Annotated in this window: 16 protein-coding genes and 1 tRNA gene; 15 read left to right on the top strand and 2 right to left on the bottom strand. The window is 69.3% G+C overall.

Features of this window, described 5'->3' with window-relative positions; all coding sequences use genetic code 11:
- Positions 1–12: 12 nt before the first annotated feature.
- The 15 genes from OG953_RS07645 to OG953_RS07575 all read left to right on the top strand — a co-directional run bounded on the left by OG953_RS07645 (position 13) and on the right by OG953_RS07575 (position 19,293).
- Positions 13–1,539: a sugar ABC transporter ATP-binding protein gene (locus OG953_RS07645; protein ID WP_405683180.1), complete on the top strand. Its 1,527-nt coding sequence runs from the start codon at positions 13–15 to the stop codon at positions 1,537–1,539.
- Complete coding sequence (locus OG953_RS07640; RefSeq protein WP_405683179.1) at positions 1,536–2,585, top strand: ABC transporter permease; 1,050 nt, start codon at positions 1,536–1,538, stop codon at positions 2,583–2,585. Before OG953_RS07645 ends, OG953_RS07640 begins: the two co-directional genes overlap by 4 nt.
- Before the next feature lie 100 nt (positions 2,586–2,685).
- Complete coding sequence (locus OG953_RS07635) at positions 2,686–3,723, top strand: substrate-binding domain-containing protein (RefSeq protein ID WP_405683178.1); 1,038 nt, start codon at positions 2,686–2,688, stop codon at positions 3,721–3,723.
- A 68-nt stretch (positions 3,724–3,791) separates the two neighbouring features.
- Entirely contained in the window at positions 3,792–5,033 is a 1,242-nt protein-coding gene (locus OG953_RS07630) for a Gfo/Idh/MocA family protein (protein WP_405683177.1), read from the top strand.
- Positions 5,034–5,045: 12 nt separating this feature from the next.
- Positions 5,046–6,050, top strand: a complete 1,005-nt coding sequence (locus OG953_RS07625) for a sugar phosphate isomerase/epimerase family protein (protein WP_405683176.1) — start codon at positions 5,046–5,048, stop codon at positions 6,048–6,050.
- A gap of 314 nt (positions 6,051–6,364) precedes the next feature.
- Positions 6,365–10,087 (top strand): ThuA domain-containing protein, encoded by a 3,723-nt coding sequence (locus OG953_RS07620; protein ID WP_405683175.1) that lies wholly within the window; start codon positions 6,365–6,367, stop codon positions 10,085–10,087.
- 129 nt (positions 10,088–10,216) lie between these two features.
- On the top strand, positions 10,217–11,335 hold the full coding sequence (locus OG953_RS07615) for an inositol-3-phosphate synthase (protein WP_405683174.1): 1,119 nt from the start codon (positions 10,217–10,219) through the stop codon (positions 11,333–11,335).
- Positions 11,332–12,408 (top strand): SCO3242 family prenyltransferase, encoded by a 1,077-nt coding sequence (locus OG953_RS07610; protein WP_405683173.1) that lies wholly within the window; start codon positions 11,332–11,334, stop codon positions 12,406–12,408. Before OG953_RS07615 ends, OG953_RS07610 begins: the two co-directional genes overlap by 4 nt.
- A complete protein-coding gene (locus OG953_RS07605; protein ID WP_405683172.1) occupies positions 12,405–13,262 on the top strand; it encodes a sugar phosphate isomerase/epimerase family protein in 858 nt (285 codons plus the stop codon). Before OG953_RS07610 ends, OG953_RS07605 begins: the two co-directional genes overlap by 4 nt.
- A 28-nt stretch (positions 13,263–13,290) precedes the next feature.
- Entirely contained in the window at positions 13,291–13,950 is a 660-nt protein-coding gene (locus OG953_RS07600; RefSeq protein ID WP_405691703.1) for an EboA domain-containing protein, read from the top strand.
- Positions 13,950–14,798 carry a TatD family hydrolase gene (locus tag OG953_RS07595; RefSeq protein WP_405683171.1) on the top strand — a complete coding sequence of 283 codons (849 nt, stop codon included), beginning with the start codon at positions 13,950–13,952 and terminating at the stop codon, positions 14,796–14,798. The genes OG953_RS07600 and OG953_RS07595 overlap by 1 nt, the downstream gene beginning before the upstream one ends.
- A gap of 4 nt (positions 14,799–14,802) precedes the next feature.
- On the top strand, positions 14,803–15,978 hold the full coding sequence (gene eboE, locus OG953_RS07590) for a metabolite traffic protein EboE (RefSeq protein ID WP_405683170.1): 1,176 nt from the start codon (positions 14,803–14,805) through the stop codon (positions 15,976–15,978).
- Complete coding sequence (locus OG953_RS07585) at positions 15,975–17,381, top strand: nucleotide pyrophosphatase/phosphodiesterase family protein (protein WP_405683169.1); 1,407 nt, start codon at positions 15,975–15,977, stop codon at positions 17,379–17,381. Before eboE ends, OG953_RS07585 begins: the two co-directional genes overlap by 4 nt.
- 49 nt (positions 17,382–17,430) lie before the next feature.
- On the top strand, positions 17,431–18,582 hold the full coding sequence (locus OG953_RS07580; protein WP_405683168.1) for a sugar phosphate isomerase/epimerase family protein: 1,152 nt from the start codon (positions 17,431–17,433) through the stop codon (positions 18,580–18,582).
- Between the two features lie 626 nt (positions 18,583–19,208).
- A tRNA-Leu gene (locus tag OG953_RS07575) sits at positions 19,209–19,293 on the top strand.
- 313 nt (positions 19,294–19,606) lie between these two features.
- Here OG953_RS07575 and OG953_RS07570 read toward each other — a convergent pair.
- Both OG953_RS07570 and OG953_RS07565 read right to left on the bottom strand, forming a co-directional pair.
- Positions 19,607–21,049, bottom strand: coding sequence for an esterase/lipase family protein (locus OG953_RS07570; protein ID WP_405683167.1), 1,443 nt, complete (start codon positions 21,047–21,049; stop codon positions 19,607–19,609).
- A 67-nt stretch (positions 21,050–21,116) separates the two neighbouring features.
- A complete protein-coding gene (locus tag OG953_RS07565) occupies positions 21,117–25,547 on the bottom strand; it encodes an AAA family ATPase (RefSeq protein WP_405683166.1) in 4,431 nt (1,476 codons plus the stop codon).
- Positions 25,548–25,564: the final 17 nt, after the last annotated feature.

Here is a 25,564-nt window from a genome sequence, read left to right as displayed (position 1 = left end):
AGGGGATTTGTCATGGCACCGGAACCACCCCTGCTCACCATGGACGGCATCACCAAGTCGTTCCCCGGAGTACGCGCCCTCGACGGCGTGGACCTGGAGGTCCAGGCCGGCGAAGTCCACTGTCTCCTCGGGCAGAACGGCGCCGGCAAGTCCACTCTCATCAAGGTGCTCTCCGGGGCCCATCAGCCCGACGGCGGCGAGATCACCTGGCGCGGCGAACCGGCCGCGCTCAAGTCGCCCATCGCCGCGATGCGCCTGGGCATCGCCACCATCTACCAGGAACTCGACCTGGTCGAGGGCCTGTCGGTCGCCGAGAACGTCTTCCTCGGCCATGAACCCACCACCGCCCGCTTCGTCGTCCGCACCCGCGAGGGCCGCACGGCGGCCGCCGCACTGCTGAAGCGTCTCGGCCACCCGGAGATCGACCCGGCCAGGGCGGTCGGCGAACTGTCCGCCGCCCAGCAGCAGATCGTCTCCATGGCACGGGCGCTCTCCCACGACGTACGGCTCATCGTGATGGATGAGCCGTCCGCCGCACTCGACCCCGACGAGGTCGACAACCTCTTCCGTATCGTCGCCGCCCTCACCGCCGACGGGGTCGCCGTCGTCTACATCTCGCACCGCCTGGAGGAGATCCGCCGGATCGGCGACCGGGTGACCGTGCTCAAGGACGGCCGGGCCGTCGCCGTGGGGCTGCCCGCCAAGTCCACACCGACACGAGACATCGTTGCCATGATGACCGGCCGCAATGTCGAGTACGTCTTCCCGCCGCGCACCACGGGCAGCGCGGGAGCGGCAGTGGCGGAGCCGGTACTGAAGGTCGAAGGACTGGCCAGGACGGGCGAATTCGACCCGTTGGACCTTGAGCTCCGGCCCGGCGAGATCGTCGGCCTGGCCGGACTCGTCGGATCGGGACGCTCCGAGATCCTGGAGACCGTCTACGGCGCCCGCAAACCGAGCGCCGGACGGGTCACCGTGGCCGGCAAACAGCTCCGGCCCGGCAGCGTCCGCGCGGCCGTCGCCGCAGGCATCGGCCTCGCCCCCGAGGAACGCAAGGCACAAGCCCTGCTGATGCTCGAATCCGTCACCCGCAATGTCTCCGTCTCCTCCATGTCCCGCTTCTCCAGGGCAGGTTGGCTCGACCGGGGGGCCGAACGCCGAGCGGCCCGCACCGCCACCCGCGAGCTCTCCCTGCGCCCCGACAACCCGGACACCCCCGTCCGCACGCTCTCCGGCGGCAATCAGCAGAAAGCCGTCCTGGCCCGCTGGCTGCTGCGCGGCTGCCGGGTGCTGCTGCTCGACGAACCGACCCGCGGTGTCGACGTCGGTGCCCGCGCCGAGCTCTACGCCGTGATCCGCCGGCTGGCCGACGCAGGCCTCGCCGTGCTGCTCGTCTCCAGCGAGGTGCCCGAAGTGCTGGGCCTCGCCGACCGGGTGCTGGTGCTCCGCGAGGGCCGCGTCGTGCATGCGGCGGACGCCCGGGAGCTGGACGAGCACCGCGTACTCGACCTGGTAATGGAAGGGAGCCCGACGTCATGACGCAGCCCGTTTCCTCGGCGCAGCAGGGTGGGCCGGACAAGGGGGCCGCCCCCGCCCCGGTCGCCGAACCCCGTAAGAAGGACGGACCTTCGCGCACCTTCGGCCTGCGCGCGGACGTCCGTAACCTCTCGCTCCTCGGCGTTCTCGTCGTACTTGTCGCCGTCGGCGCATTCACCGAGCCCGATGCCTTCCTGGACACCGGGAACCTTCAGCTGATCCTGACCCAGTCGTCCGTCATCGGCGTCGTCACCGTCGGAATGACCTTCGTCATCACCAGCGGCGGTATCGACCTGTCGGTCGGTGCGATGGTCGCGCTCGCCTCCGTCTGGGCGACCACGCTCGCCACCCAGGAGTACGGCTTCGCGGGGATTCTGTTCACCGCCGTGATCGTCGGACTCGGTGCCGGGCTGGTGAACGGGGTGCTCATCGCATACGGCCGGATGGTGCCGTTCATCGCGACGCTGGCCATGCTCGCCTCGGCCCGCGGGCTCGCCCTCCAGATCACCGACGGCAAGACCCAGATCGTCACCGTCAAGTCGGTCCTCGACCTGGGCCTGCCCGACTCGTACGTCCTCGGCATCCCGCCCCTGGTCATGATGTTCGCCGCGGTGACCGTCATCGGCTGGCTGGTGCTGAACCGCACGACCTTCGGACGGCGTACGGTCGCGGTCGGCGGCAACGCGGAAGCGGCCAGGCTGGCCGGTATCGACGTACGACGGCAGAGGCTCTACCTCTATCTGCTCTCCGGGCTGTGCTGCGGCATCGCCGCCTTCATGCTGATCATCCTTTCCGGCTCGGGACAGAATACCAACGGCAATCTGTACGAGCTCGACGCCATCGCCGCAGCGATCATCGGGGGCACCCTGCTCAGCGGCGGACGCGGCACCATCGTCGGCTCCGTGCTCGGCGTCCTCGTCTTCACCACCATCACCAACATCTTCGCTCTCAACAATCTGCAGAGCGACGTCCAGCAGATCGCCAAGGGCGCGATCATCGTCGCCGCCGTCCTGGTCCAGCGCCGCACATCGGCGCACGGGGAGACCTGAGCCGCCGGGCGCACTCCCGGCAACTCAGCTTCTCCATACCGCCCACCGCCCCGTACGCCACATGTGACATGTCACGCACCGGATGAAGGGTTTGACAGCCATGCCAGAAACCAGCCGCAGAGGACTGCTCTTCGGCACCGCAGCCGTCTCCGCGGGCGCCCTCCTCACCGCCTGCACCAGCAACGAGCCCAAGAAGTCGGAGACCGCGCAGAGCAATCAGCCCGCCGCCGACGACAAGCCCGGCAAGCCCGTCACCATCGGCTTCGCGGGCCCGCAGGCCGACCATGGCTGGCTCAACGCCATCAACGAGAACGCCAAGTCGCGAGCGGCGAAGTACTCCGAGGTGACCCTGGAGATCACCGAGGGCTCCAACGACACCGCGGCCCAGATCGGCCAGGTCAAGACCCTCATCAACAAGAAGGTCGACGTCCTCGTCATCCTCCCCGCCGACGGCAAGGCACTCACCCAGGTCGGTCTGGAAGCGATGAAGGCGGGCATCCCCGTCGTCAACCTGGACCGGATCTTCGCCTCGCCGCAGGCGTACCGCTGCTGGGTCGGCGGCGACAACTACGGCATGGGCCTCAACGCCGGTACGTATATCGGCGAGCAGCTCAAGGACAAGGCGAACGCCAAGGTCGTCGAGCTGGCCGGCATCGACAACCTGGAGCTCACCAAGCAGCGCAGCCAGGGCTTCGCCGACGCGCTGAAGAACTACCCCAACATCAAACTGGTGGCCCGTCAGGCCGCCGATTTCACCGTCGAGTCGGGCCAGGCGAAGATGGCCCAACTCCTGCAGGCCCAGAAGAAGTTCGACGCGCTGTGGAACCACGACGACGACCAGGGCGTGGGCGCGCTGCGCGCCATTCAGCAGGCGGGCCGCGACGAGTTCCTGATGGTCGGCGGAGCCGGTGCCAAGTCCGCGATGGATGCCATCAAGGCCGACAACAGCGTGCTGAAGGCCACCGTGCTCTACCCGCCGACGATGGCCGCGTCCGCCATCGACCTGGCCCGCGCCCTCGGACAGGGCAAGGGCATCGGCGGCCTGGCCGAACTGGAGATCCCGACCGGTCTCACCCTCTACTCGGCCGTGGTCACCAAGGAGAACATCGACCAGTACCTGCCGACGGGCTTCAGCTGATCCGCCCCGCAGGAGGGTGCTGACCCTCCTGCCGCACCCATCGAACGACCGACGAGGAGGAAGCCCGGATGGCCCGTAGGGAAGAGACGGATCAGGAGGCCGCAGCGTCGCCGCCGACGTATCGGCCGATGACGAGTGCGCCGACGCTCGGAGTCGGCATGGTCGGATACGCGTTCATGGGCGCCGCCCACTCGCAGGGGTGGCGCACCGCCGGACACGTCTTCGAGCTGCCGATGAAACCGGCTCTCGCCGCGATCTGCGGACGCGACCGGGCAGCGGTCGAGGCGGCGGCCGCCCGCCACGGCTGGGCGGCGGCGGAGACCGACTGGCGGGCCCTCATCGCCCGGGACGATGTGCAGCTCGTCGACATCTGCACCCCCGGCGACAGCCATGCCGAGATCGCCGTCGCCGCCCTGGAGGCGGGCAAACACGTGCTGTGCGAGAAGCCGCTCGCCAACACGGTCGCCGAGGCCGAGGCCATGACCGAGGCGGCGGAGCGCGCGGCGGCCCGAGGTCAGGTGGCGATGGTGGGCTTCAACTACCGCAAGGTGCCCGCGATCGCGTACGCCCGGCATCTGATCGCCGAAGGGAGGATCGGCACCCTGCGGCATGTCCGGGCCACCTACCTCCAGGACTGGCTCGTCGACCCCGATTCCCCGCTCACCTGGCGGCTGAAGCGGGAGCACGCAGGCTCGGGAGCGCTCGGCGACCTGGGAGCGCACATTGTCGACCTGGCCCAGTATCTGGCGGGGGAGCTGCTGGTCGGGGTGTCGGCGGTCAGTGAGACGTTCGTACGGGAACGGCCGCTGCTCGCCGGTTCGTCGGCCGGGCTCTTTGGCGCCGCGGACTCGGCCGCGCGAGGAGCGGTGACCGTCGACGACGCGGCCCTGTTCACCGGTCGGCTCGCCTCCGGGGCGCTGGCCTCGTTCGAGGCGACCCGGATGGCGGCCGGTCGGAAGAACGCGCTGCGACTGGAGATCAACGGGGAGCGCGGCTCGCTCGCCTTCGATCTGGAACGGCTCAACGAGCTGTCCTTCCACGACCACACCGAACCCGCCACCACGGCAGGGTTCCGGCGCATCCTCGTCACCGAACCCCAACACCCCTACCTGGAGGCGTGGTGGCCGCCGGGCCACGCCCTGGGCTACGAGCACACCTTCATCCACCAGGCCCGTGACCTGGTGCGGACGATTGCCGAAGGGACTGCTCCCGCACCGTCGTTCGCCGACGGACTGCAGGTGCAGCGGGTGCTCGCAGCGGTGGAGGAGAGCGCCGCGAAGAACTCCGTACACACCCCCGTAGTTCTCTAGGAGGTCCTGCGCATGCCCCGTCCCTTCACACTCTTCACCGGCCAGTGGGCCGACCTGCCGCTGGAGGAGGTCTGCCGGCTCGCCCGGGACTTCGGGTACGACGGGCTCGAACTCGCCTGCTGGGGCGACCACTTCGAGGTCGACAAGGCTCTGGCCGACCCCGGCTATCTGGACGGGCGGCGGCAGCTGCTCGACAAGTACGGACTGAAGTGCTGGGCGATCTCCAACCACCTCGTCGGCCAGGCCGTCTGCGACAACCCGATCGATGAACGCCACCAGGGGATCCTGCCGGCACGGATCTGGGGCGACGGTGAACCCGAAGGGGTGCGCCGACGTGCCGCCGAGGAGATCAAGAACACCGCCCGCGCAGCCGCCGCCTTCGGGGTGCGTACCGTCATCGGCTTCACCGGCTCCTCGATCTGGCATCTGGTCGCGTTGTTCCCGCCTGTCCCGCCGCGGATGATCGAGCGGGGTTACGAGGACTTCGCCGAGCGCTGGAACCCGATCCTGGACGTCTTCGACGCGGAGGGCGTGCGGTTCGCCCACGAGGTGCACCCCAGCGAGATCGCGTACGACTACTGGACCACGCACCGCGCTCTTGAGGCCGTCGGCCACCGCGCCGCGTTCGGGCTGAACTTCGACCCCAGCCACTTCGTCTGGCAGGACCTGGACCCGGTCAACTTCCTGTACGACTTCCGGGACCGGATCTACCACGTGGACTGCAAGGAGGCCCGCAGGCGGCTGGACGGCCGCAATGGTCGCCTCGGCTCCCATCTGCCGTGGGGCGACCCGCGGCGCGGCTGGGACTTCGTGTCCGCCGGGCACGGTGATGTGCCCTGGGAGGACGTCTTCAGGATGCTCCGGTCCATCGAGTACGAGGGGCCGATCTCCGTCGAGTGGGAGGACGCGGGGATGGACCGGCTGGCGGGTGCGCCGGAAGCGCTTGCCACGCTGAAGCGGTATGACTTCGAGCCGCCGTCGGCGTCGTTCGACGCGGCGTTCGGGGGCGGGGACTGACGGGCCCTTCCGGAGGCGCTGCGGTATACCCACTTCTCAAGTGGCGAAACCAAGCCCGTCCGGCGATTGACGGCAGGGGCCGGGGCGCTCCCCCCTGCCCTCGCCCACTTTGTCCTGACGCAGGAAGAAGTTCAACAAGACCGCTGCGTAAGGGCTTTCCGTCCTGGATGAACAGGTCTAGCGTATCTAACGTGTACATGACATGACCCTGGTCGCGGGCGCCCCACAGGCCCCGAAAGACCTGCGCGGCAGTCCCCGCGCAGAACGGCACGGCAGCACCCGCCCGTACAACCGGCACTCTCCGGAGGACACTCGTGCACAGAACCAGAAGCAGGAGCAGAACGCGGCTCCGCGCCCGTAAATCCCTCGCGCTGCTCACCGGCGGCCTGCTCGCGGCGGCCACCCTCGCCCTGGGCGCCTCGCCCGGAGCGGCCGCGGCGGGACCGTCCTCGCCGGCCGCCGCCGACGCGGCGGCCGAGGAATTCCAGCAGGTGACCCTCGCCAAGGGCGCAGCCGAGACCGGCGAGCCCATGACCCTCGCCGTCCTCCCCGACCGCAGCGTGCTGCACTCCTCGCGCAACGGCGAGCTGCGTCTCACCGACAGCGGCGGAAACACCCGGGTCGTGGGGGCCGTCCCCGTGTACTCGCACGACGAAGAAGGACTCCAGGGCGTCGCCATCGACCCCGACTTCAGCAAGAACCGGGCCATCTACCTCTACTACGCGCCCCCGCTGGACACTCCCTCCGGAGACGCCCCCGAGAACGGCACGGCCGCCGACTTCGCCAAGTTCGACGGGGTGAACCGGCTCTCGCGCTTCGTCCTGAAGGACGACGGCACCCTCGACAACGCCAGCGAGAAGAAGATCCTCGACATTCCGGCCTCGCGCGGCATGTGCTGCCACGTCGGCGGCGACATCGACTTCGACGCCCAGGGCAACCTGTATCTGTCGACCGGTGACGACACCAACCCGTTCGCCTCCGACGGTTACACACCGATCGACCAGCGCCCCGACCGCAACCCGGCGTTCGACGCCAGGCGCAGTGCGGGCAACACCAACGACCTGCGCGGCAAGATTCTCCGGATCAAGGTCGCCGAGGACGGCTCGTACACCGTCCCCGACGGGAACCTCTTCGCACCGGGCACGGACAAGACCCGTCCCGAGATCTACGCGATGGGCTTCCGCAATCCGTTCCGCTTCTCCGTCGACAAGGCCACCGGCATCCTCTATGTCGGCGACTACGGGCCCGACGCGGGCGCGGCCGACCCCAAGCGCGGCCCGTCCGGGCAGGTCGAGTTCGCCCGGGTGACCAAGCCGGGCAACTTCGGCTGGCCGTTCTGCACCGGCAACAACGACGCCTACGTCGACTACGACTTCGCGACGAAGACGTCCGGTGCGTCCTTCGACTGCGACGCCCCGAAGAACACCTCTGTGCACAACACCGGGCTCGTCGACCTTCCGCCCGCCCAGCCCGCCTGGATTCCTTACGACGGCGGATCCGTGCCCGAGTTCGGCACCGGCTCCGAGTCGCCGACGGGCGGACCTGTCTACCACTACGACGCCGGCCTCGACTCACCGGTGAAGTTCCCCGAGTCCTACGACGGGCAGTTCTTCGCCGGAGAGTTCGGCCGGCGCTGGATCAAAGCCATCGAGCAGGATGCCAACGGCACCGTCCAGTCCATCAACCCCGTCCCGTGGACCGGGACACAGGTAATGGACATGGCCTTCGGACCCGACGGGGCGCTGTACGTCCTCGACTACGGCACCAGCTGGTTCGGCGGCGATGCGAACTCCGCCCTCTACCGCATTGAGAACGCCACAGGTGGGCGCTCTCCCAACGCGGTGGCGTCGTCCAACAAGACCTCGGGCACGGCGCCGCTCAAGGTGAGCTTCTCCTCGGAGGGCACCGTAGACCCCGACGGCGACCCCCTGACCTACACCTGGAACTTCGGCGACGGCGGTAGCTCAACGTCCGCCAACCCCACGTACACGTACAAGAAGAACGGCACCTACACGGCGACTGTCACCGCCAAGGACCCGACGGGCCGGACCGCCTCGGCGAGTGCCCATGTCACGGTAGGCAACACGGCGCCGAAGGTGGAGCTGAAGCTCCCCGGTGAGGGGCAGCTGTTCAGCTTCGGCGACGAGATCCCGTTCGAGGTGACCGTCACCGATCCCGAGGACGGCACGATCGACTGCTCCAAGGTCGAGGTCCGCTTCGTCCTCGGCCACGACAGCCACGGCCACCCCATCACCACCGTCAACGGGTGCTCCGGCACGATCAAGACCGCCGTCGACGGCGGGCACGACCCGAACGCCAACATCTTCGGGGTCATCGACGCCTCCTACACCGACGGCGGAGGCGGCGGCCAGGCGTCCCTGTCCGGTCGTGACCAGTCGCAGCTCCAGCCGCGCCACCGCCAGGCCGAGCACTACAGTGCCTCCTACGGCGTCGCACCGCAGAACAAGGCGACCGCCCACGGCGGCAAGACGGTCGGCGACATCCACAACGACGACTGGATCTCCTTCAAGCCGTACCTGATCGGCGATTCCACCAAGCTGACCGCGCGGATCTCCTCCGGCGGTGTGGGGGGCTTCCTCGAAGTGCGGGCGGGCTCGGCAACCGGCAAGATCCTCGGTTCCGCACCCGTACCGGTCACCGGTGCCTGGGACAACTTCCAGGACATCGACGTACCGCTGCGCGACGTCCCGAAGAAGTCCACCGAACTCTTCCTGGTCTTCAAGGGCGGTGCCGGGGCGCTCTTCGACATCGACGACTTCGAGCTCTCCAACAGCGCCCCCGACAAGACCGCCAAGCGGGTCCTGGTCTTCTCGAAGACGGCCGGCTTCCGCCACGACGCGATTCCGGACGGCATCGCCGCACTGAAGGAACTCGGCAAGGACAGCAACATCACCGTCGACGCCACGGAGGCGGCAGGCCAGTTCACGGCCAGCAACCTGGCGCGGTACGACGCCGTTGTCTTCCTCTCGACAACCGGTGATGTGCTCAATGCCGATCAGCAGAAGGCATTCGAGAACTATGTGGCCACCGGCGGTGGTTACATGGGCGTGCATGCCGCTGCGGACACCGAGTACGACTGGGCGTTCTACGGCGGACTCGTCGGCGCGTATTTCTCCGGACACCCCGCGATCCAGCCCGCCACCGTACGCGTCGAGGACCACAACCACCCGGCGACCGCACACCTCGACGACGCCTGGGACCGTACGGACGAGTGGTACAACTACCGCACCAACCCGCGCAGTCAGGCCAAGGTCCTCGCCACACTCGACGAGACGACCTACACCGGCGGCACCATGAAGGGCGATCACCCGATCACCTGGTGCCAGACCTACCAGGGCGGCCGCTCCTTCTACACGGGCCTCGGCCACACCAAGGAGTCGTACGCCGAACCGGCCTTCCGTCAGCTCCTCCTCGGCGGCATGCGGTACGCGGCCGGTCAGGTGAAGGCCGACTGCAAGCCCGACACCGGCTACCGGTCGATCTTCAACGGCAAGACGCTCGAAGGGTGGAAGCAGGCCGGCCCCGGAAAGTTCAACGTCGTCGACGGCGAACTGCGCTCCGAGGGCGGCATGGGTCTGCTCACCTACCAGGCCAAGGAGCTCGGGTCGTACTCGCTCAAGCTCGACTGGAAGATGGAGGGCGACGACAACTCCGGTGTATTCGTCGGCTTCCCGGAGTCCGACGACCCCTGGTCCGCGGTGAACAACGGCTACGAGGTCCAGATCGACGCCACCGACGCGCCCGACCGCACCACGGGCTCCGTCTACACCTTCAAGGCAGCGGACATCAAGGCCCGCGACCAGGTCCTGCGGCCGCCCGGCCAGTGGAACAGCTACGAGATCAAGGTCCAGGGCGAACGTCTCCAGGTCTTCCTCAACGGAGTGAAGATCAACGACTTCACCAACACCGATCCGGTACGGAGCCTGAAGGACGGCTACATCGGCATCCAGAACCACGGTGCCGATGACCATGTGTCCTTCCGCAACATCGAGTTGAAGGAACTGCCCTCGGCGTAGGGCGCACTCCGGCCGACGGCGGGCGGGAAGGAAATCCTCCCCGCCCGCCGTCACCACCCGGTCCCGCCCCCTCGTCGCACAGCACCACTTGCTCTGCCCAGCCAGGACCCCCAGCCAGGGAGGCAGCCCGTGTCAGCACCCGCCGTTCGTACCGGAGTCTGGTTCATCGGAGCACGCGGCTCCGTCGCCACCACCGCCACAGCGGGGTGCGCGGCGGTCGCAGCAGGGCTCCACCCGGCGGCAGGCATGGTCACCGAAACACCACCGTTCTCCGAGAGCGGGCTGCCCACCCTCACCTCACTGGTCTTCGGTGGACACGACACCGTCGGCTGTCCGCTGCCCAAACGGGCCGAGGCACTGGCCGCCGGGGGAGTGCTGCCGCACGGCCTGCCCTCGGCGGTGCGCTCCGAACTCGCCGCCGCCGACGCGGAGATACGGACCGGCGGGCCACTGCCCGGCGACACCCGCAGCGACGAGGAGCTCATCACCGCCTTCGCCGCCGACCTCGCGGACTTCGGGCACCGGAACGACCTGGCCAGAACGGTCGTGATCAATGTCGCCTCCACGGAACCGGTCCCGGCCCCCGGCGAGCGGCGGTTGCCCGCCAGCTCGCTCTATGCCGCGGCAGCGCTCCGGGCAGGCTGCCCGTACATCAACTTCACCCCGTCCACCGGGCTGCGCACCCCCGCCCTCCAGGACGCCGTCGCGGGCTGCGGACTTCCTCACGCGGGCCGCGACGGCAAGACCGGCCAGACGCTGCTCCGCTCCGTCCTCGCCCCGATGTTCGTGCAACGCGCCCTGCCTGTAAGGGCCTGGTCGGGCACCAACCTGCTGGGCGGCGGGGACGGAGCGGCGCTGGCCGAACCGGGCGCGGCCGCGGCCAAGAACGCGGGCAAGGAACGCGTCCTCGCCGACACGCTGGGAACCGCGCCCGAAGGCGAGGTCCACATCGACGACGTACCGGCCCTCGGTGACTGGAAGACGGCCTGGGACCACATCGCGTTCGACGGATTCCTCGGGGCGCGCATGGTGCTCCAGACGACCTGGCAGGGGTGTGACTCCGCACTGGCCGCACCCCTGGTTCTGGACCTGGCCAGACTGGTGGCCCGCGCCCACGAGAAGGGGCTGACCGGCCCCTTGCCCCAGCTCGGCTTCTACTTCAAGGACCCGGACGGCGGCCCTCCCGCACTCTTCGAGCAGTACATGGCGCTGCTCGCTTTCGCTGAAACGCTGCGGGGGGAGAAGTGACGGTACGGGCCTGGGCGGAGCTGCTGCGGGTGTCGGCGCTGTTCACCGTCCCCGGCGACGCACTCGCCGGGGCGGCGGCGACGGGCAGGCGCCCCGACCGCGGCACCGCGCTCGCCGTCGGCGCCTCGCTCTGCCTGTACGAGGCGGGCATGGCGCTCAACGACTGGGCCGACCGCGACGAGGACGCCGTCGACCGCCCGCACCGGCCGATCCCCTCGGGCCGCATCGCTCCCGGCGCGGCCCTCGCGGCGGCGGGCGCACTGACGGCCGCAGGACTGGGCCTTGCCGCACGGGCCGGCCGACCGGCCCTCGCGGTCGCCACGGGGCTGGCGGCGACGGTCTGGGCGTACGACCTCCGCCTCAAGCACACCCCGGCGGGACCGGCGGCGATGGCGGCGGCACGAGGACTGGATCTGTTGCTCGGCGCCACCGCCACCGGTGCGGCGACGAGGGCGGCGGGCCCGGGGGCGCGTACGGGCACGGGGTTGCGCACGGGCACGGGGTCGCGTACGCCCTCGGGTTCGAGTGCGGCTTCGGCTTCCGGTTCGCGCACGGGCTCGGGAGCGGCTTCGGGTTCGCGCGGCTTCGTCTCCGGCGTCCTCCCGGCCGCCGGAGTGCTCGGGGCGCACACCTACGCCGTCACCGCCGTCTCACGGCACGAGGCGCAGGGCGGATCCACCACCGCACCCCTCGCCGCGCTCGCGGTCACTGCCGCACTGGGCGCCGCGGCCCTGCGCGAGCAGCGCGGACCCGGGGACGCGACCCCGGATGCGGGACGCGGCAGGAAGGGGGAGTCGCACCGGCCACCGGCGACCCCCGCCTCCACCGCCCCCCGCCTCCTGCTCACCGCGCTCACGGGCTCCTACTTCCGTACGGCCGCGGTTCCCCTCCTCCACGCCGCCCTCAACCCGTCCCCGCCGCTCACCCAGCGCGCCGTCGGCGGCGGCATCCGGGCGATGATCCCGCTCCAGGCAGCACTCGCCGCCCGCGCCGGAGCAGCAGGTTCGGGGCTCGCCGTCATGGGACTCGTCCCGCTCGCCCGCACCCTCGCCCGGAAGGTGAGCCTCACATGACGATCCGCCTCGGCTACGGCACCAACGGGCTCACCGACCTCCGCCTGGACGACGCCCTCGCACTCCTCGCCGATCTCGGGTACGACGGGGTCGGGCTGACCCTCGACCACATGCACCTCGATCCCCTCGCCCCCGACGTCGCCGCGCGCACCCGCCATGTGGCGTCCAGGCTCCAGGAGCTGGGCCTCGGCGTCACAGTCGAGACCGGGGCCCGTTATGTCCTCGACCCCCGTCGCAAGCACGGGCCGTCGCTCCTCGACCCCGACCCCGAGGCCCGCGCAGCCCGCACCCGGCTGCTCGTCCGGGCCGTCGGCATCGCCGCCGACCTCGGTGCGCACGCCGTGCACTGCTTCAGCGGCATCACCCCACCGGACACCACCCCCGACACCGCCTGGCAGCGGCTCACCGACTCCCTCGCCCCCGTCCTGGACGCCGCCGACCGCTCCGGCATCCCCCTGGCGATCGAGCCCGAGCCCGGACACCTCCTCGCCAACCTCGCCGACTTCCACCACCTGCGCGTTCTCAGCGGCGATCCACCACCGCTCGGACTGACCCTGGACATCGGCCACTGCCAATGCCTGGAGCCCGCCGCGCCCGCCGACTGCGTCCGCGACGCCGCCCCCTGGCTGCGGCACGTCCAGATCGAGGACATGCGCCGGGGCATCCATGAACACCTCCCGTTCGGTGAAGGCGAGATCGACTTCCCGCCCGTACTCCAAGCGCTCGACGCCCTCCCGGACACCGGCTACCGCGGCCTCACCGTCGTCGAACTGCCCCGTCACTCCCACGCCGGACCCGAACTCGCCCGCACCTCCGTCGAGTTCCTCCGCAAGCACAGTCCGTCGAGCCGCTGAAACCGCCGAAGGGAGCAACGCCATGCCGATGACCCCGACGACCACCCCGCTGCTGACCCGCAAAGAACTCGACGCACAGCTCGGCGGAGCCGCGCGCGCCTGGCTCGACGAGGCACTCGCCGAGGCCGAACACGCCGCCTCCCACGAGGACTCCGAACAGCCCGGCGGCCCGTACGCCGTACCGTCGTGGGAACTGCGGTACGCCGCCGCCGGCCGGTACTGCGGACTCGAACACGCCGACTCCGTACGCGCCCTGCTGCTCATCGAAGCCCGCGCCGCACTGCCTGCCCTGACCCGGCTCTATGAGCAGGGCACCGCCGCCGAACGGCGTGCCGTCCTGCTCACCCTGCACCGGCTGGACCTCGGCCCCACCGCCCTTGTGCTCGTCGAGGACGCCCTGCGCACCAACGACACCCGGCTGGTCGCCGCGGCCGTCGGACCGTACGCCGCCGCCCATCTCGACGCGCACAACTGGCGCCACGCCATTCTCAAATGCCTCTTCACCGGTGTCCCCGTAGATGCCGTCGACCAGCTGGCACGGCGCTCGCGCGGCGACGCGGAACTCGCCCGCATGCTCGGCGACTTCGCGGCCGAGCGCCTCGCCGCGGGCCGCAACGTCCCCGCCGACCTCACCCGGGTGCTCGACCTCACCACGCCCGGCCCTGCCGCCCCCACGGAGGAGTCCTGATGCGCATCTTCGACCCCCACATCCATATGACCTCCCGCACCACGGACGACTATCAGGCGATGTACGACGCAGGTGTCCGCGCCCTCGTGGAACCCTCCTTCTGGCTCGGCCAGCCCCGCACCTCGCCCGCCAGCTTCTTCGACTACTTCGACGCCCTGCTCGGCTGGGAACCCTTCCGCGCCGCCCAGTACGGCATCGCCCACCACTGCACGCTCGCCCTCAACCCCAAAGAGGCGAACGACCCCCGCTGCACCCCCGTCCTGGACGCCCTGCCCCGCTATCTCGTCAAGGACTCCGTCGTCGCCGTGGGCGAGATCGGCTACGACTCCATGACCCCGGCCGAGGACACCGCCTTCGCCGCCCAGCTCCAGCTCGCCGCCGACCACGGCCTGCCCGCCCTTGTGCACACCCCGCACCGCGACAAGCTCGCCGGTCTGCACCGCACCCTCGACGTCATCCGCGAATCCCACCTCCCCCCGGAGCGGGTCCTGCTCGATCACCTCAACGAGACGACCGTGAAGGACGCCAGGGACAGCGGCTGCTGGGCCGGCTTCTCCATCTACCCCGACACCAAGATGGACGAGGACCGCATGATCGCGGTCCTCAGGACCCACGGCACCGAGAAGGTCCTGGTCAACTCGGCCGCCGACTGGGGAAGGAGCGACCCGCTCAAGACCCGCAAGGTGGGCGACGCGATGCTCGCCGCCGGGTTCGGCGAGGACGACGTCGACCAGGTGCTCTGGCGCAACCCCGTCGCCTTCTACGGGCAGAGCGGCCGGCTCCAGCTCGACATTGCCGCGCCGGAACCACTCCACGAGGGCAACTCCATCCTGCGCGGCGGGGAGTGAGGCGATGCGCTTCCGCCACCCCGACGGCTCCACCGTCCACCTCTCGTACTGCACCAACGTCCACCCCGCAGAGACACTCGACGGGGTCCGCACCCAACTGCGCGACCACTGCGAACCGGTCCGCAAACGCCTCGGCCGGGACAGGCTCGGCATCGGCCTCTGGCTCGCCAGGGACGCGGCCCGCAGCCTGATCAACGACCCGTCCCAGCTGCGCTCCCTGCGCGCCGAACTGGACCGCCGCGGCCTGGAAGTCGTCACCCTCAACGGCTTCCCGTACGAGGGATTCGGCGCCGACGAGGTCAAGTACCGGGTGTACAAGCCGGACTGGACGGACCCGGAGCGGCTCGCCCACACCACCGACCTCGCCCGGCTGCTGGCCGGTCTGCTCCCCGACGACGTCACCGAAGGGACCATCTCCACCCTCCCGATCGCCTGGCGCACCCCGTTCGACTCCGACGCCGAGGCGGCCGCTCTCGCACACACCGCGCTCACCACCCTCGCAGACCGCCTCGACGTGCTTGCCGAGCTCACCGGCAAGTCCATCCGCATCGGCCTCGAACCCGAGCCGGGCTGCACGGTCGAGACCACCGCCGACGCCATCGCACCGCTCACCGCCGTCGGACACCGGCGCATCGGCATCTGCATCGACACCTGCCACCTGGCCACCTCCTTCGAGGACCCCGACACCGCCGTCGACGCGCTCGACACAGCGGGCATCCCGGTAACCAAGGCCCAGCTCTCCGCCGCACTGCACGCCGAACACCCCCACCTCCCCGAGGTACGCACCGCACTCGCAGCCTTCGCCGAGCCCCGCTTCCTCCACCAGACCCGCACCAGCACCGCCGCCGGGCTGCGCGGCACCGACGACCTCCACGAGGCGGTCACCGGCCGGGCCCTGCCCGACGGCGCCCCGTGGCGCGCCCACTTCCACGTCCCCCTGCACGCACCTCCCGCACCACCGCTCACCTCCACCCTTCCCGTGCTCCGGTCCACGCTGACCCGGCTGGTCGGCGGCGCACGGCCGCTCACCAGGCACCTGGAGGTCGAGACGTACACCTGGCAGGCGCTCCCGGCCGCACTGCGCCCCCGCACCCGCACCCAGCTCGCCGACGGCATCGCTGCCGAACTCACCCTCGCCCGCGACCTCCTGGTCGACCTCGGCCTCAAGGAGCTCCCATGACCGCAGCCGAGCCGGCCACCACTTCCACCACACCCACCCCGCTTCTCGTTCTCGACGTGGTCGGCCTCACCCCACAGCTCCTCGACCACATGCCGCACCTCAAGGCCCTGGGGCAGTCCGGCACCCACGCCCCTCTCGGCACCGTGCTCCCCGCAGTCACCTGCGCGGCCCAGTCCACCTTCCTCACCGGCACCACGCCCGCCGAGCACGGCATCGTCGCCAACGGCTGGTACTTCCGCGAGCTCGGTGACGTCCTGCTCTGGCGCCAGCACAACGGACTGGTCGCCGGGGACAAACTCTGGGACGCCGCCCGCCGCGCCCACCCCGGCTACACCGTCGCCAACATCTGCTGGTGGTACGCGATGGGCGCCGACACCGACATCACCGTCACCCCGCGCCCCGTCTACTACGCCGACGGCCGCAAGGAACCCGACTGCTACACCCGGCCGCCCGCCCTGCACGACGAACTCACCGAAAAACTCGGCACATTCCCCCTCTTCCACTTCTGGGGTCCCGGCGCCGACCTCGTCTCCTCCCAGTGGATCATCGACGCGACCCGGCACATCCTCGACACCCGCCACCCCGACCTGGCCCTGTGCTACCTCCCGCATCTCGATTACGACCTGCAGCGCTACGGCCCCGACGACCCCCGCTCGTACCGGGCCGCGGCCGATCTCGACCGGGCCGTGGCACCCCTCCTGGACGACGCCCGCCGCGAAGGCCGCACCGTCGTCGCCCTCTCCGAGTACGGCATCACCCGCGTCGACCGGCCCATCGACATCAACCGGGCCCTGCGCCGTGCCGGCCTCCTGGAGGTCCACACCCAGGACGGCATGGAATACCTCGACCCGATGGCCTCCCGCGCCTTCGCCGTCGCAGACCACCAGCTCGCCCACATCTACGTACGTCGCCCCGAGGACCTCGAAGCGACCCGCGAAGCCCTCCAGGACCTCCAGGGCATCGAGCAGCTCCTCGACGACGAGGGCAAGAAGGCACACGGCCTGGACCATCCGCGCTCCGGCGAACTGGTCGCCGTCGCGGACCCGGATGCCTGGTTCACGTACTACTACTGGCTCGACGACGCCCGCGCGCCCGACTTCGCGCAGCTCGTCGAGATCCACCGCAAACCCGGCTACGACCCCGTCGAACTCTTCCTGGACCCCCAGGACCCGTACGTCCGGGTCAAGGCCGCCGCGGCCGTCGCCCGGAAGAAGCTCGGCATGCGCTACCGCATGGCGGTCGTACCGCTGGACCCCTCACCCATTCGCGGCAGCCACGGCCGTCTCCCCATGAGCGACGAAGAAGGTCCGCTCATCCTGTGCTCCACCCCCCACGCGTTCACCGGCCCCGTCCGGGCCACCGAGGTGAAGTCCTTGCTCCTCATGCTTGCCGGCCTCGCATGAGATCGGTCCGTGCACAGCGTTTCGAGCATCTTCGAGAAAGAGAGAGACCGTGACCGCGTACAACGACGAATCCGGAACGGACGGCGCCCTGCGCCGCAGCCTCGGCGTCAGTCGCCGCCGCTTTCTGAGCACCTGCACGGCCGCTGCGGCAGCGGCGATCGCCGCGCCCGCCTTCGGCGCGTCGCCGGCCCTCGCCCAGACCGCCTCCGGTAAGGGGCGGGGCGTCGGCCAGGCTCTGGTCCCGGCGGAGCGACGAGGCATCATCCTGTACACGGTGCGCGACGCCACGGGCCGGGATCCGCTCAGCACCGGCCTTCCCTCGGGCTTCCGTGAGGTCTTCAGGGAGCTGGCCCGCTACGGCTACCAGCAGGTCGAGTTCGCCGGGTACGGCCAGCACGCCAACGCACCCGGCGGAAACAACCTCGAATCCGTGGAAGGCGCGAAGCTGCTGCGCTCGTGGCTGGACGACTACGGTCTGCGCGCCCAGGGCAACCACGGCTTCATCCCGTCGTCCTGGCCGCTGAACCAGAGCGACCTGGACCAGTTCAAGCGCCACCTCGAGATAGCGAACATCCTCGGCATGGAACACATGGGCACCGGTGGCGACCCCACCGGCAGCGCCTACCGCGGCGACTGGGACGTGGCCGCCGACAAGTGGAACACGCTGGGACGGATCGCTCAGGGTGCGGGCATCAAGCTGTACACCCACAACCACGACGCGGCCTACGGCTTCCTGCTCGACGGCGGTCCGCTGGACGCACGGGGCCGTCCCACCCGCAGTTCCGGCATCCGTAAGCTTGAATACTTCCTTCAGGTCACCGACCCGAAGTCCGTATGGCTGGAGATGGACATCTTCTGGGCGCACGTCGCTCAGTACAAGTTCCACACCTACACCGCGCACGACGGATCGCAGCAGGAGAACATCTTCGACCCGGCGGCACTGGTTCGCGGCAACACCAAGCGCTACCCGCTGTTCCACGCCAAGGACGGCATCGTCAACACAACCAGCGGCAACGGCTACGACATGGTCCCCTTCGGTACTGGGGCCATCGACTACCGGACGTTCTTCCGCCGCGTCGGGGCGAAGAATTACCACAACCCGATGGTCGAGCAGGACAACGCACCGAGCTCCACCGTCCCCGCGCAGTCCCTGGACCACGCGCGGATCGGCTACGACAACCTGGCGGCGCTGCGCAAGTAGGAGCATCAGCGGCACCGAAGGGGGCGTCCGCGCCTCCCCGATCTCCCTGACGATCGGGGAACAGCTCAAACGCCCGCCCGGTGACGTCAGACACCGTGCGCTCCACGGCCCTCACCCGGAGCGTACGGTGACTGACCAGCACCCCGAACTGTGCGATCAACCCCGGGGCAGGCCGGGTATCCGCCGGTCGTTCTTCCCGATCCGGCGATGGTGAGCGCGCCCTTTCAGTCCCGCGCCCCCACCACCATGCTGCCCGTACCGGAGCCCACCAGCCCGGAGATCAGCTCCTGCGGCGCCGGGTCGGACGGCTTCCCGGCTGATCGGCGGCGCCTCCTGGCGGGGCGCGTTCGCGGGCGGAGAGCTACTGGTACGCGCGGTGACGGACGGCCCGGCGGGGGAGAGGCTGCCGGGGAACTTCCCCGGCTGTCACCTGATGCCCCGACCGTCGGGCAGCACCATGCGTACGCGCACGGCAACAGACCGTACGCGCGACAGGGTGAAGTGCGCCGGATGGCGCCGGCAGCGTCCGGCGCACCGCACTGACCATCGGAAACGCAGGTGAGAGGCACCCCGAACCCCTGGTATTGTTTTCCATGTCGCCGCGGGAAACCGGGGCCGACCACCTGGTCCGGGTGGCGGAATGGCAGACGCGCTAGCTTGAGGTGCTAGTGCCCTTTATCGGGCGTGGGGGTTCAAGTCCCCCCTCGGACACAATTGAACAACCGGCAACCGTCGACAAGACGGGAGTGAGGGCCTCGACCTTGTGGTCGCGGCCCTCGTTGCGTTCTCGTAGACGGTCGCGATGTCGAGGGCTTCGTAGAGCGGCTTCTTCTGCTCGATATCGGCCGTGTGGATGCTCCGGGCGATGTTTCCCGGAGATCCCCTGCACGTCGGCCCCGGCCAGGCGCGATGCGATGATCGGCAAATGCAGGCTCGAATGTGTGTTTCGGAGGTACGGAGCGCGGCTCACTCCGTACCTCCGATCACGCACCACACATCCTGCGCAACCGCTATTGCCGCGCCGTCACAGCTCCGCGACGGTGACGACCTCGTGGCACACCCTGTAGGGGCGATCCGCCTCGACCTGCAGGACCCAGGTCCCCTCGGATGCCGTGAGCTCGGCGATCATGCCGCCCGTACCGTCTGGGAGCAGTGCTACCGGTTCAGCATCCTCGATCCGCCGACCGGGAGCGGCGAGCCGTGCTCGGAACGTTGTTTCCGTGACGGTCGGGCCGATCGCACGGACGCTGAACGGCTCGCCGGCCAGCGCCAGTTCGGGAACCTCGAGGCCGAAGGCGGTATCACCCGAGAGCATCTGGCGTGTCGACGCACTGCTGCGAATCGCAACCAGTTGGTGCCGGAGGGACTCTGCACCAGCCATGCCGGCGTGGCGCTCGCCGTTCCACAAAGCCTCGTCCTCTCTCTCCAACGTCCAGCGAGCGATGCCCGATCCCTTCGGGACCGTGCTGTCTCCGCTCCAGTCGCCTTCGTTGTCGAAGTGAGTGGGGAACTCCAAGGCCCCGTCGACGCCGACCACCACACCGTGCACGGTCGGGTGGCCTGTCCCCACGAAGCAATGGACCTGGTACGGCGGTTTGGTCAGACCGGCCTGGTTGCGCTCCCAGGCGTCGTTGATTTCCTGGTGGAAGGCGAACGCCTCATGGACGAGATGGCTCGGAAGGTCCGGCACCGGCAGGCTGGTCAGCAGGCGCCTGCGGCTGCGGCCCGCTTCCAGGGCGGCCCGGTACACGGGCAGCAGCTGGGCGACGGAGGGAAAGGTCCGCGCGAGATCGGCCAGCCTCGCGTTGACCGACAGCACGCGCTCAACCGCCTTGGTGGTCACCTTTCGGGGCTCCCACGCATGCCCGGTGAGGACACGGATGGCCTTGGCCGCACCTTCGAAGGGTGTGCCCATGGTGACCAATGCTCGCGTGTGTTCCCGGCCTCCGAGGCATTCCAGGTAGTAGCGGGAGATCAGACCGCCCATGGAGTGAGCCATCAGGACGAGCTTGGGCGGATCGTCGTGGGCCTCCGGATAGACCTCGGGCGCGATGTGCCGCCACTCGTCCAAGGCGGCTTCGACCCTCGCCTGAAGACGCCCAGCGGTGAGTCGGTTCGACAGCCGCCAGTCGTAGGGGAACACCAAGTACTGCTTCGGATGCAGTCCCCGGCCGGCCCTGCTCTCGTCGGCCCAGCCGAGAGCGGTCCGGACATCGGGGTATCCGAGGCAGGACAGGAAGCCCGGGAATGCCTCAGGGCCCTTGATCAGATGATCCGCGTTCAGCGCGTAAGGCTCCTCGGGTGCTTCGTTGCCGATGCCCTCCGGGAGCGCCAGGCCTTGCGCCGCCTTGCCCGGGGTCCGGAGGTTCAGCAGCGCCTGTTTCGACTGATTCCAGACGTCCTTGCCGTCGCGGGTCAGGCGAGTGCCGAGAATGCCCGGCACGAAGACCACCAAGTCATGGTTCACGATGTTTCTCACTTTCTTCTGTTCTGACGTGCCTCGGTGGCCGGCGCGCGCCAACCGCGGACCGGGTTCATCCGAGGGCGGCCTCGAGCCGGTCCCGGGGAATCCTGACCTGGTCACACCCTCTGCGACCCTGGAGGAAAAATGTCAGGCCCTGCCGCGGAGAGTGAATGGCATGCGCCGTGTGCACGTCGGTGCCTCGGTAGGGGATCGCCAGCTCCGGGATCCATGCCTCGCCCACCACGTCCCGGACTGCCACCGTCCCGTCTCCACCGAAGGCCAGCAGCAGCGGCCGGGTGGCCGGTCCTGCGAAGGCGAGCGCGGTGGGTGTGCCATGGGGACCGGTGAACTGGCGGGCCACCCATTGGTCTTCGTCGTACTCGACCAGGTGAATGGCGCCCGCCTGGCTCCACGCGATGAGAGGCAGTTCCTCCCCGTCGTCGTGGCGGGCTGTCAGGGCGATGCCGGCCGGATGGTCGGGGGCGGCGGCACGAGACTTGCGGAATGTGAAACCGCCTTCGCCGCTCTCCCACAGGCTCAGCCTGTCGCCCTCGTTCGCCACGACCCAGGTGCGCCCGGAGGCCGCATGCGCGGCAACTTCGGACACCTTGATAGAGGCGACGTGAAAGCGCTGCTGAGGCATCCATGGGCCGTTCTCCCGGGTACAAGGGACCACATGCTTGCCGTCGGGCACGAACAACCAGGGACTGTTCTCGGGACCGGACACCAGGGTGAGGCTGGTGGTCGTGTCCCCCATGTCGCCGCTCAGTTCAACCGGGGCATTCTCGGCCTGCCTGCTCAGATCCTCGTTCAGCTGCCACAGACGGACCTGACGCCCGGCCGCAGCGGCTACGGTCCATTCGCCGGCGTGCCACAGCGCGGACACAGCGGAGACTCCTGCCCCGGTCCGAAGCACAACGTCGGAGCCGACCTGTCCACGCAGCGGGTCGTGCAGGCTGAGCAGTATCTGCTGATCTCCTGCTCGCGCCAGCAGCACAGGGGTTCCGGGCGCACCCGCTGCGACGGCGATCTTCGCCCGGGAATCGCTGCTTCGGGGCCGCTGCGTGGAATCGGTGCCGGGCAGGGCTGCGGTGTCGATCACCCGGACGTCGTCGCCGTCTCCGACAGCCAGCAGGCCGGTGCCTTCGGGGTCGAACGCCAGTCCGCTGCGCTGGCTGGTCAGTTCCAGGACCGCGTGGACCGTGTCGTCGGTAAGACTCCGGATCCGGACCCTGTGGCCTTCGTGCAAGGCGATCAGCGCCAGCTCGCCCCTTCGGCCGAGGGCGATCTCCCTTGCCGGGGAAGCGATGTGAAGTACCTGGGTGATGTGCGGGTCTTCGCGTCGCTCTGCGGTGACCCTCCAGGCCGTAACCTTCGCACTCCCGGTGCCTCCTTCGGCCACCGCGATGAATCCGCTTTCGGTGTCCTCCGGGAGAGCTGCGGCGGCATAGCGTCGGCCCGGCTCAGTGGGCAACGACCAGCTGGCATGTACCAGCGATTGATCACCATAGAGCTTCACCCGCAGTTCGTGCAGGGTCACCGCGTCCGCCGCAGTGAGCAGGAAGCAGCGATCCCGCAGGCTCAGCAGAGCCACTCGTTCAGCGGGCACCGGCAGGACATCGTGGTGTACGTCCTGGTCATCGGCAGTGTGTGTGGGTGACACGGCCCAGCGCCATGCCCACACGCACCTTCCATCAGCCGTCACTATCTGGATGCCGTCGCCGCAGCGAGCGGCGTCCAGGGCGCTGATCCGGCCGTCCCAGGTGTAACTCCTGCGAGGTTGGCGCTCGTCGCGCCACCACAGGTGCAGCGCCCGGCCGTCGTGGGACACGGTCATGCGTCCGCGCCGCGCGGCCGCCTCGCGGATCTCGGCGAACACGGGGCCCGCTCCATCGCCGTGTGTACGTCTGGTGTGGACGTATGCTCCGGTGTCGGTCCGTCGGCTGACGATCTCACCACGGCCCGCGATGGAGAGAGTACCGCTGCCCATGGGGTCCCAGCTCAAGGCGAGAGCACCGCCGAGCGGGGCAGGCAGCGTCAGTTCCGGCGGTTGAGGCTCCGCGTCTGTCCATACCTCGAGCCACGGCTGCGTCGAGAAGCCCGGCCGGCGGCTGAGTTCGTCATAAATCTCTGGATGACCGATGAATGCCTCGGCCCTCAGAATCGCTCTGCGCCGTGCAGGCGAAGTGTGGTCCCGGAACCTCGGACCCACCCGTCGGTACAGTGCGGCACCGTCGCAGGTACCGATCAACTGCCCGGTCAGCGTCAGCATGACGTCCGGGGCCGTGGCGACGAGGAATCCCGGGTCGCGGAAGAGACGCTCGAGCGGGTGTTCCTCTCCCAGCAGTTCCTCGGCGGCCGTCGGGCTCTGGGCCGCGTGCGCACCCAGATAGGTGAGGGTGTAGTCGTCGGCCTGCTCCCAGTCGTCACAGGACCTGTGGAGGGCCTTGAACACGCGCCGGTGCGCTGCTCCTTCGCCCCAGCGGCAACGCTTCAGGAGAGCGGTGCCGTAACTGGCGTGATCGAGCCGGTAGAGCGGCCGCTGCCCCGGCCGCCGCTCGCTCGTCACCAGCACCCCATTGAGCCGGCGGAGCATGGTGTCCAGCATCTCGCGCGTCATCTTCGGGCTGGGTTCTCTGCGCAGCTCGTTGGCCAGGCGGAGCCAGAGGTCCAGGTCGGCCAGACCGGGGCCCTGGACCACGGCGAGCGGCAGCAGCAGTTCGGCGCAGCGGTTGTGGCCCTCGGGGTCGAGCGCGTTCAACTCGTCGGCCATCCGCTCGTGCAGTTCGCCGCCCCCGTCCTGGATGAACGAGTCGAGTTCTTCGGCAGCGAGCGGCTGGGACTGGCGGGCGAGCTCACGGGCCACCAGTTGGGCCACGAGGAACCTGCGACCGCACCGCCGCGACACGCGGGAGGCCGCTTCCTCCCGCAGCGCCTCGACATCGGGGCCGGCGTAGGGGGAGCCCGAGGTTTCGGCCAGGATTGATGTCACGAGTGCGGCGATGTCGCCCTCGGTCTCCCGGTCCCGGTCAAGGTCCAGGTCGGGGGATGAGCGATCCAGGGCATCGAGCAGCGATTCCCCGGTTCCTCCGCCCGCCGTTCGCCGCGGGTGGGCGCGGGTGCCGACGATCAGCTTCACGCCGGGGCACCGGGAGAGGGGATTGAGCAGTCTTCGGGCGATCTCATGCGCCTGCCCGGGCATCGCCTCGTCGAGTCCGTCCACGATCAGGGTGATGCCGCCGACACGTGGCACCGCCCCACCCATCCGGTCCACGGCCTCCTGTGCGGTGATGGGCGCATCGTCCGGAACATCGACTCCCAGCGGGGCCAAGGCTTTCACGAGGGAACGGGCCAGGGAGTGCAGTGACGCACCGTGGCAGGACACCGCACCGTGGATGGAACCGGGCCGCGGCACAGACTGCGATGGCGGCTCGGGGACCAGCGATGTGGTCAGCCGTGGCACGGACAGCAGCGCGAGGCGGGCAAGGAGTGCTGTCTTGCCGGTCCCGGCCGGGCCGGTCACCACGACCATGCCGCGGCTCTGGGAGGCGATCCAGGTGACCAGCCGACTCAGTGGGCGCACCCGGCCGGAGAACTGGTGCATCGGAGTACCGCCGGTGACCGGGCTGAACAACTCGGGTGTGAGCCAGGGGTCGCAGTTCGGCGGCAGGACGGCGGAGTGGTAGACGGCGTCGTTCGAGTCGTAGTAAGGGTTGTGGAGGAACCTCCGGCTCAACGGGTGTATCTGGACAGACGAAGGTCGCTGCTCCGGGTCCTCGAAACCCGCCTTCGAGGCTCGCAGGTCGATGGCTTCCAGCAGGTCCTCCAGATGGAGGAAAGGTGCGGTCGGCTCGAACGGCCTTACTCTGTCATGGAGTGCAAGGCTCTGGTCATCAAGTACTTCCTGGAGCCAGTCGACCCACAGGCTCTCCTCCATCTGGCGGTCGGCACCTGCGGTGGCCAGGACGACGAAGCCTTTCTGGCGCAGGTTGCGGCTGTCTTTCGGGGCATGGGTCTCACGAAGGGGTCCGAGCAGCCTCGAACTCCCGTGCAGGGTGTTCTGCGACTCGCAAGCGTCGATGATCAAGAGCAGATCAGACTTCTTCGCCTTGGAAAGTTCACCGAGAAGCGCGGTGAACGGCATGGCCCGGTAGGGGTCGGGGTGAGGGTGGCCAGGCGTGTAACTGTTGCGACAGGCAAGTACATAACCCTCGTCCGTGGCATGTCCGTGGCCGGTCCAATAGAAGATCTTCCGGGGTGCGTCATCTTCGACGAATCGCCGGATACCGTCGAGAACTTCGCTCTGGGTGCCGTTTCCCTCCAGTTTCTCCGACCGCCCGAATCCGACGCGGTCGCACAACTGTGTGAACCGGGAGCGGGCCTGGAGGACATGCCTGCGGTCCCGCAGCCCGTCGCGCTCCCCGTACTCGGCTATGGCCACCGTGCCGACCAGAGCGGACGACCGCAGCTCCTCACGTCTGATCTCGAACTCGACCGACATCACCGCCCCCTTCGCGC

It is taken from the genome of Streptomyces sp. NBC_00057, from assembly GCF_045041165.1.
Taxonomy (GTDB): Bacteria; Actinomycetota; Actinomycetes; order Streptomycetales; family Streptomycetaceae; genus Streptomyces.
This window is presented reverse-complemented; position numbering and strand designations above follow the sequence as displayed.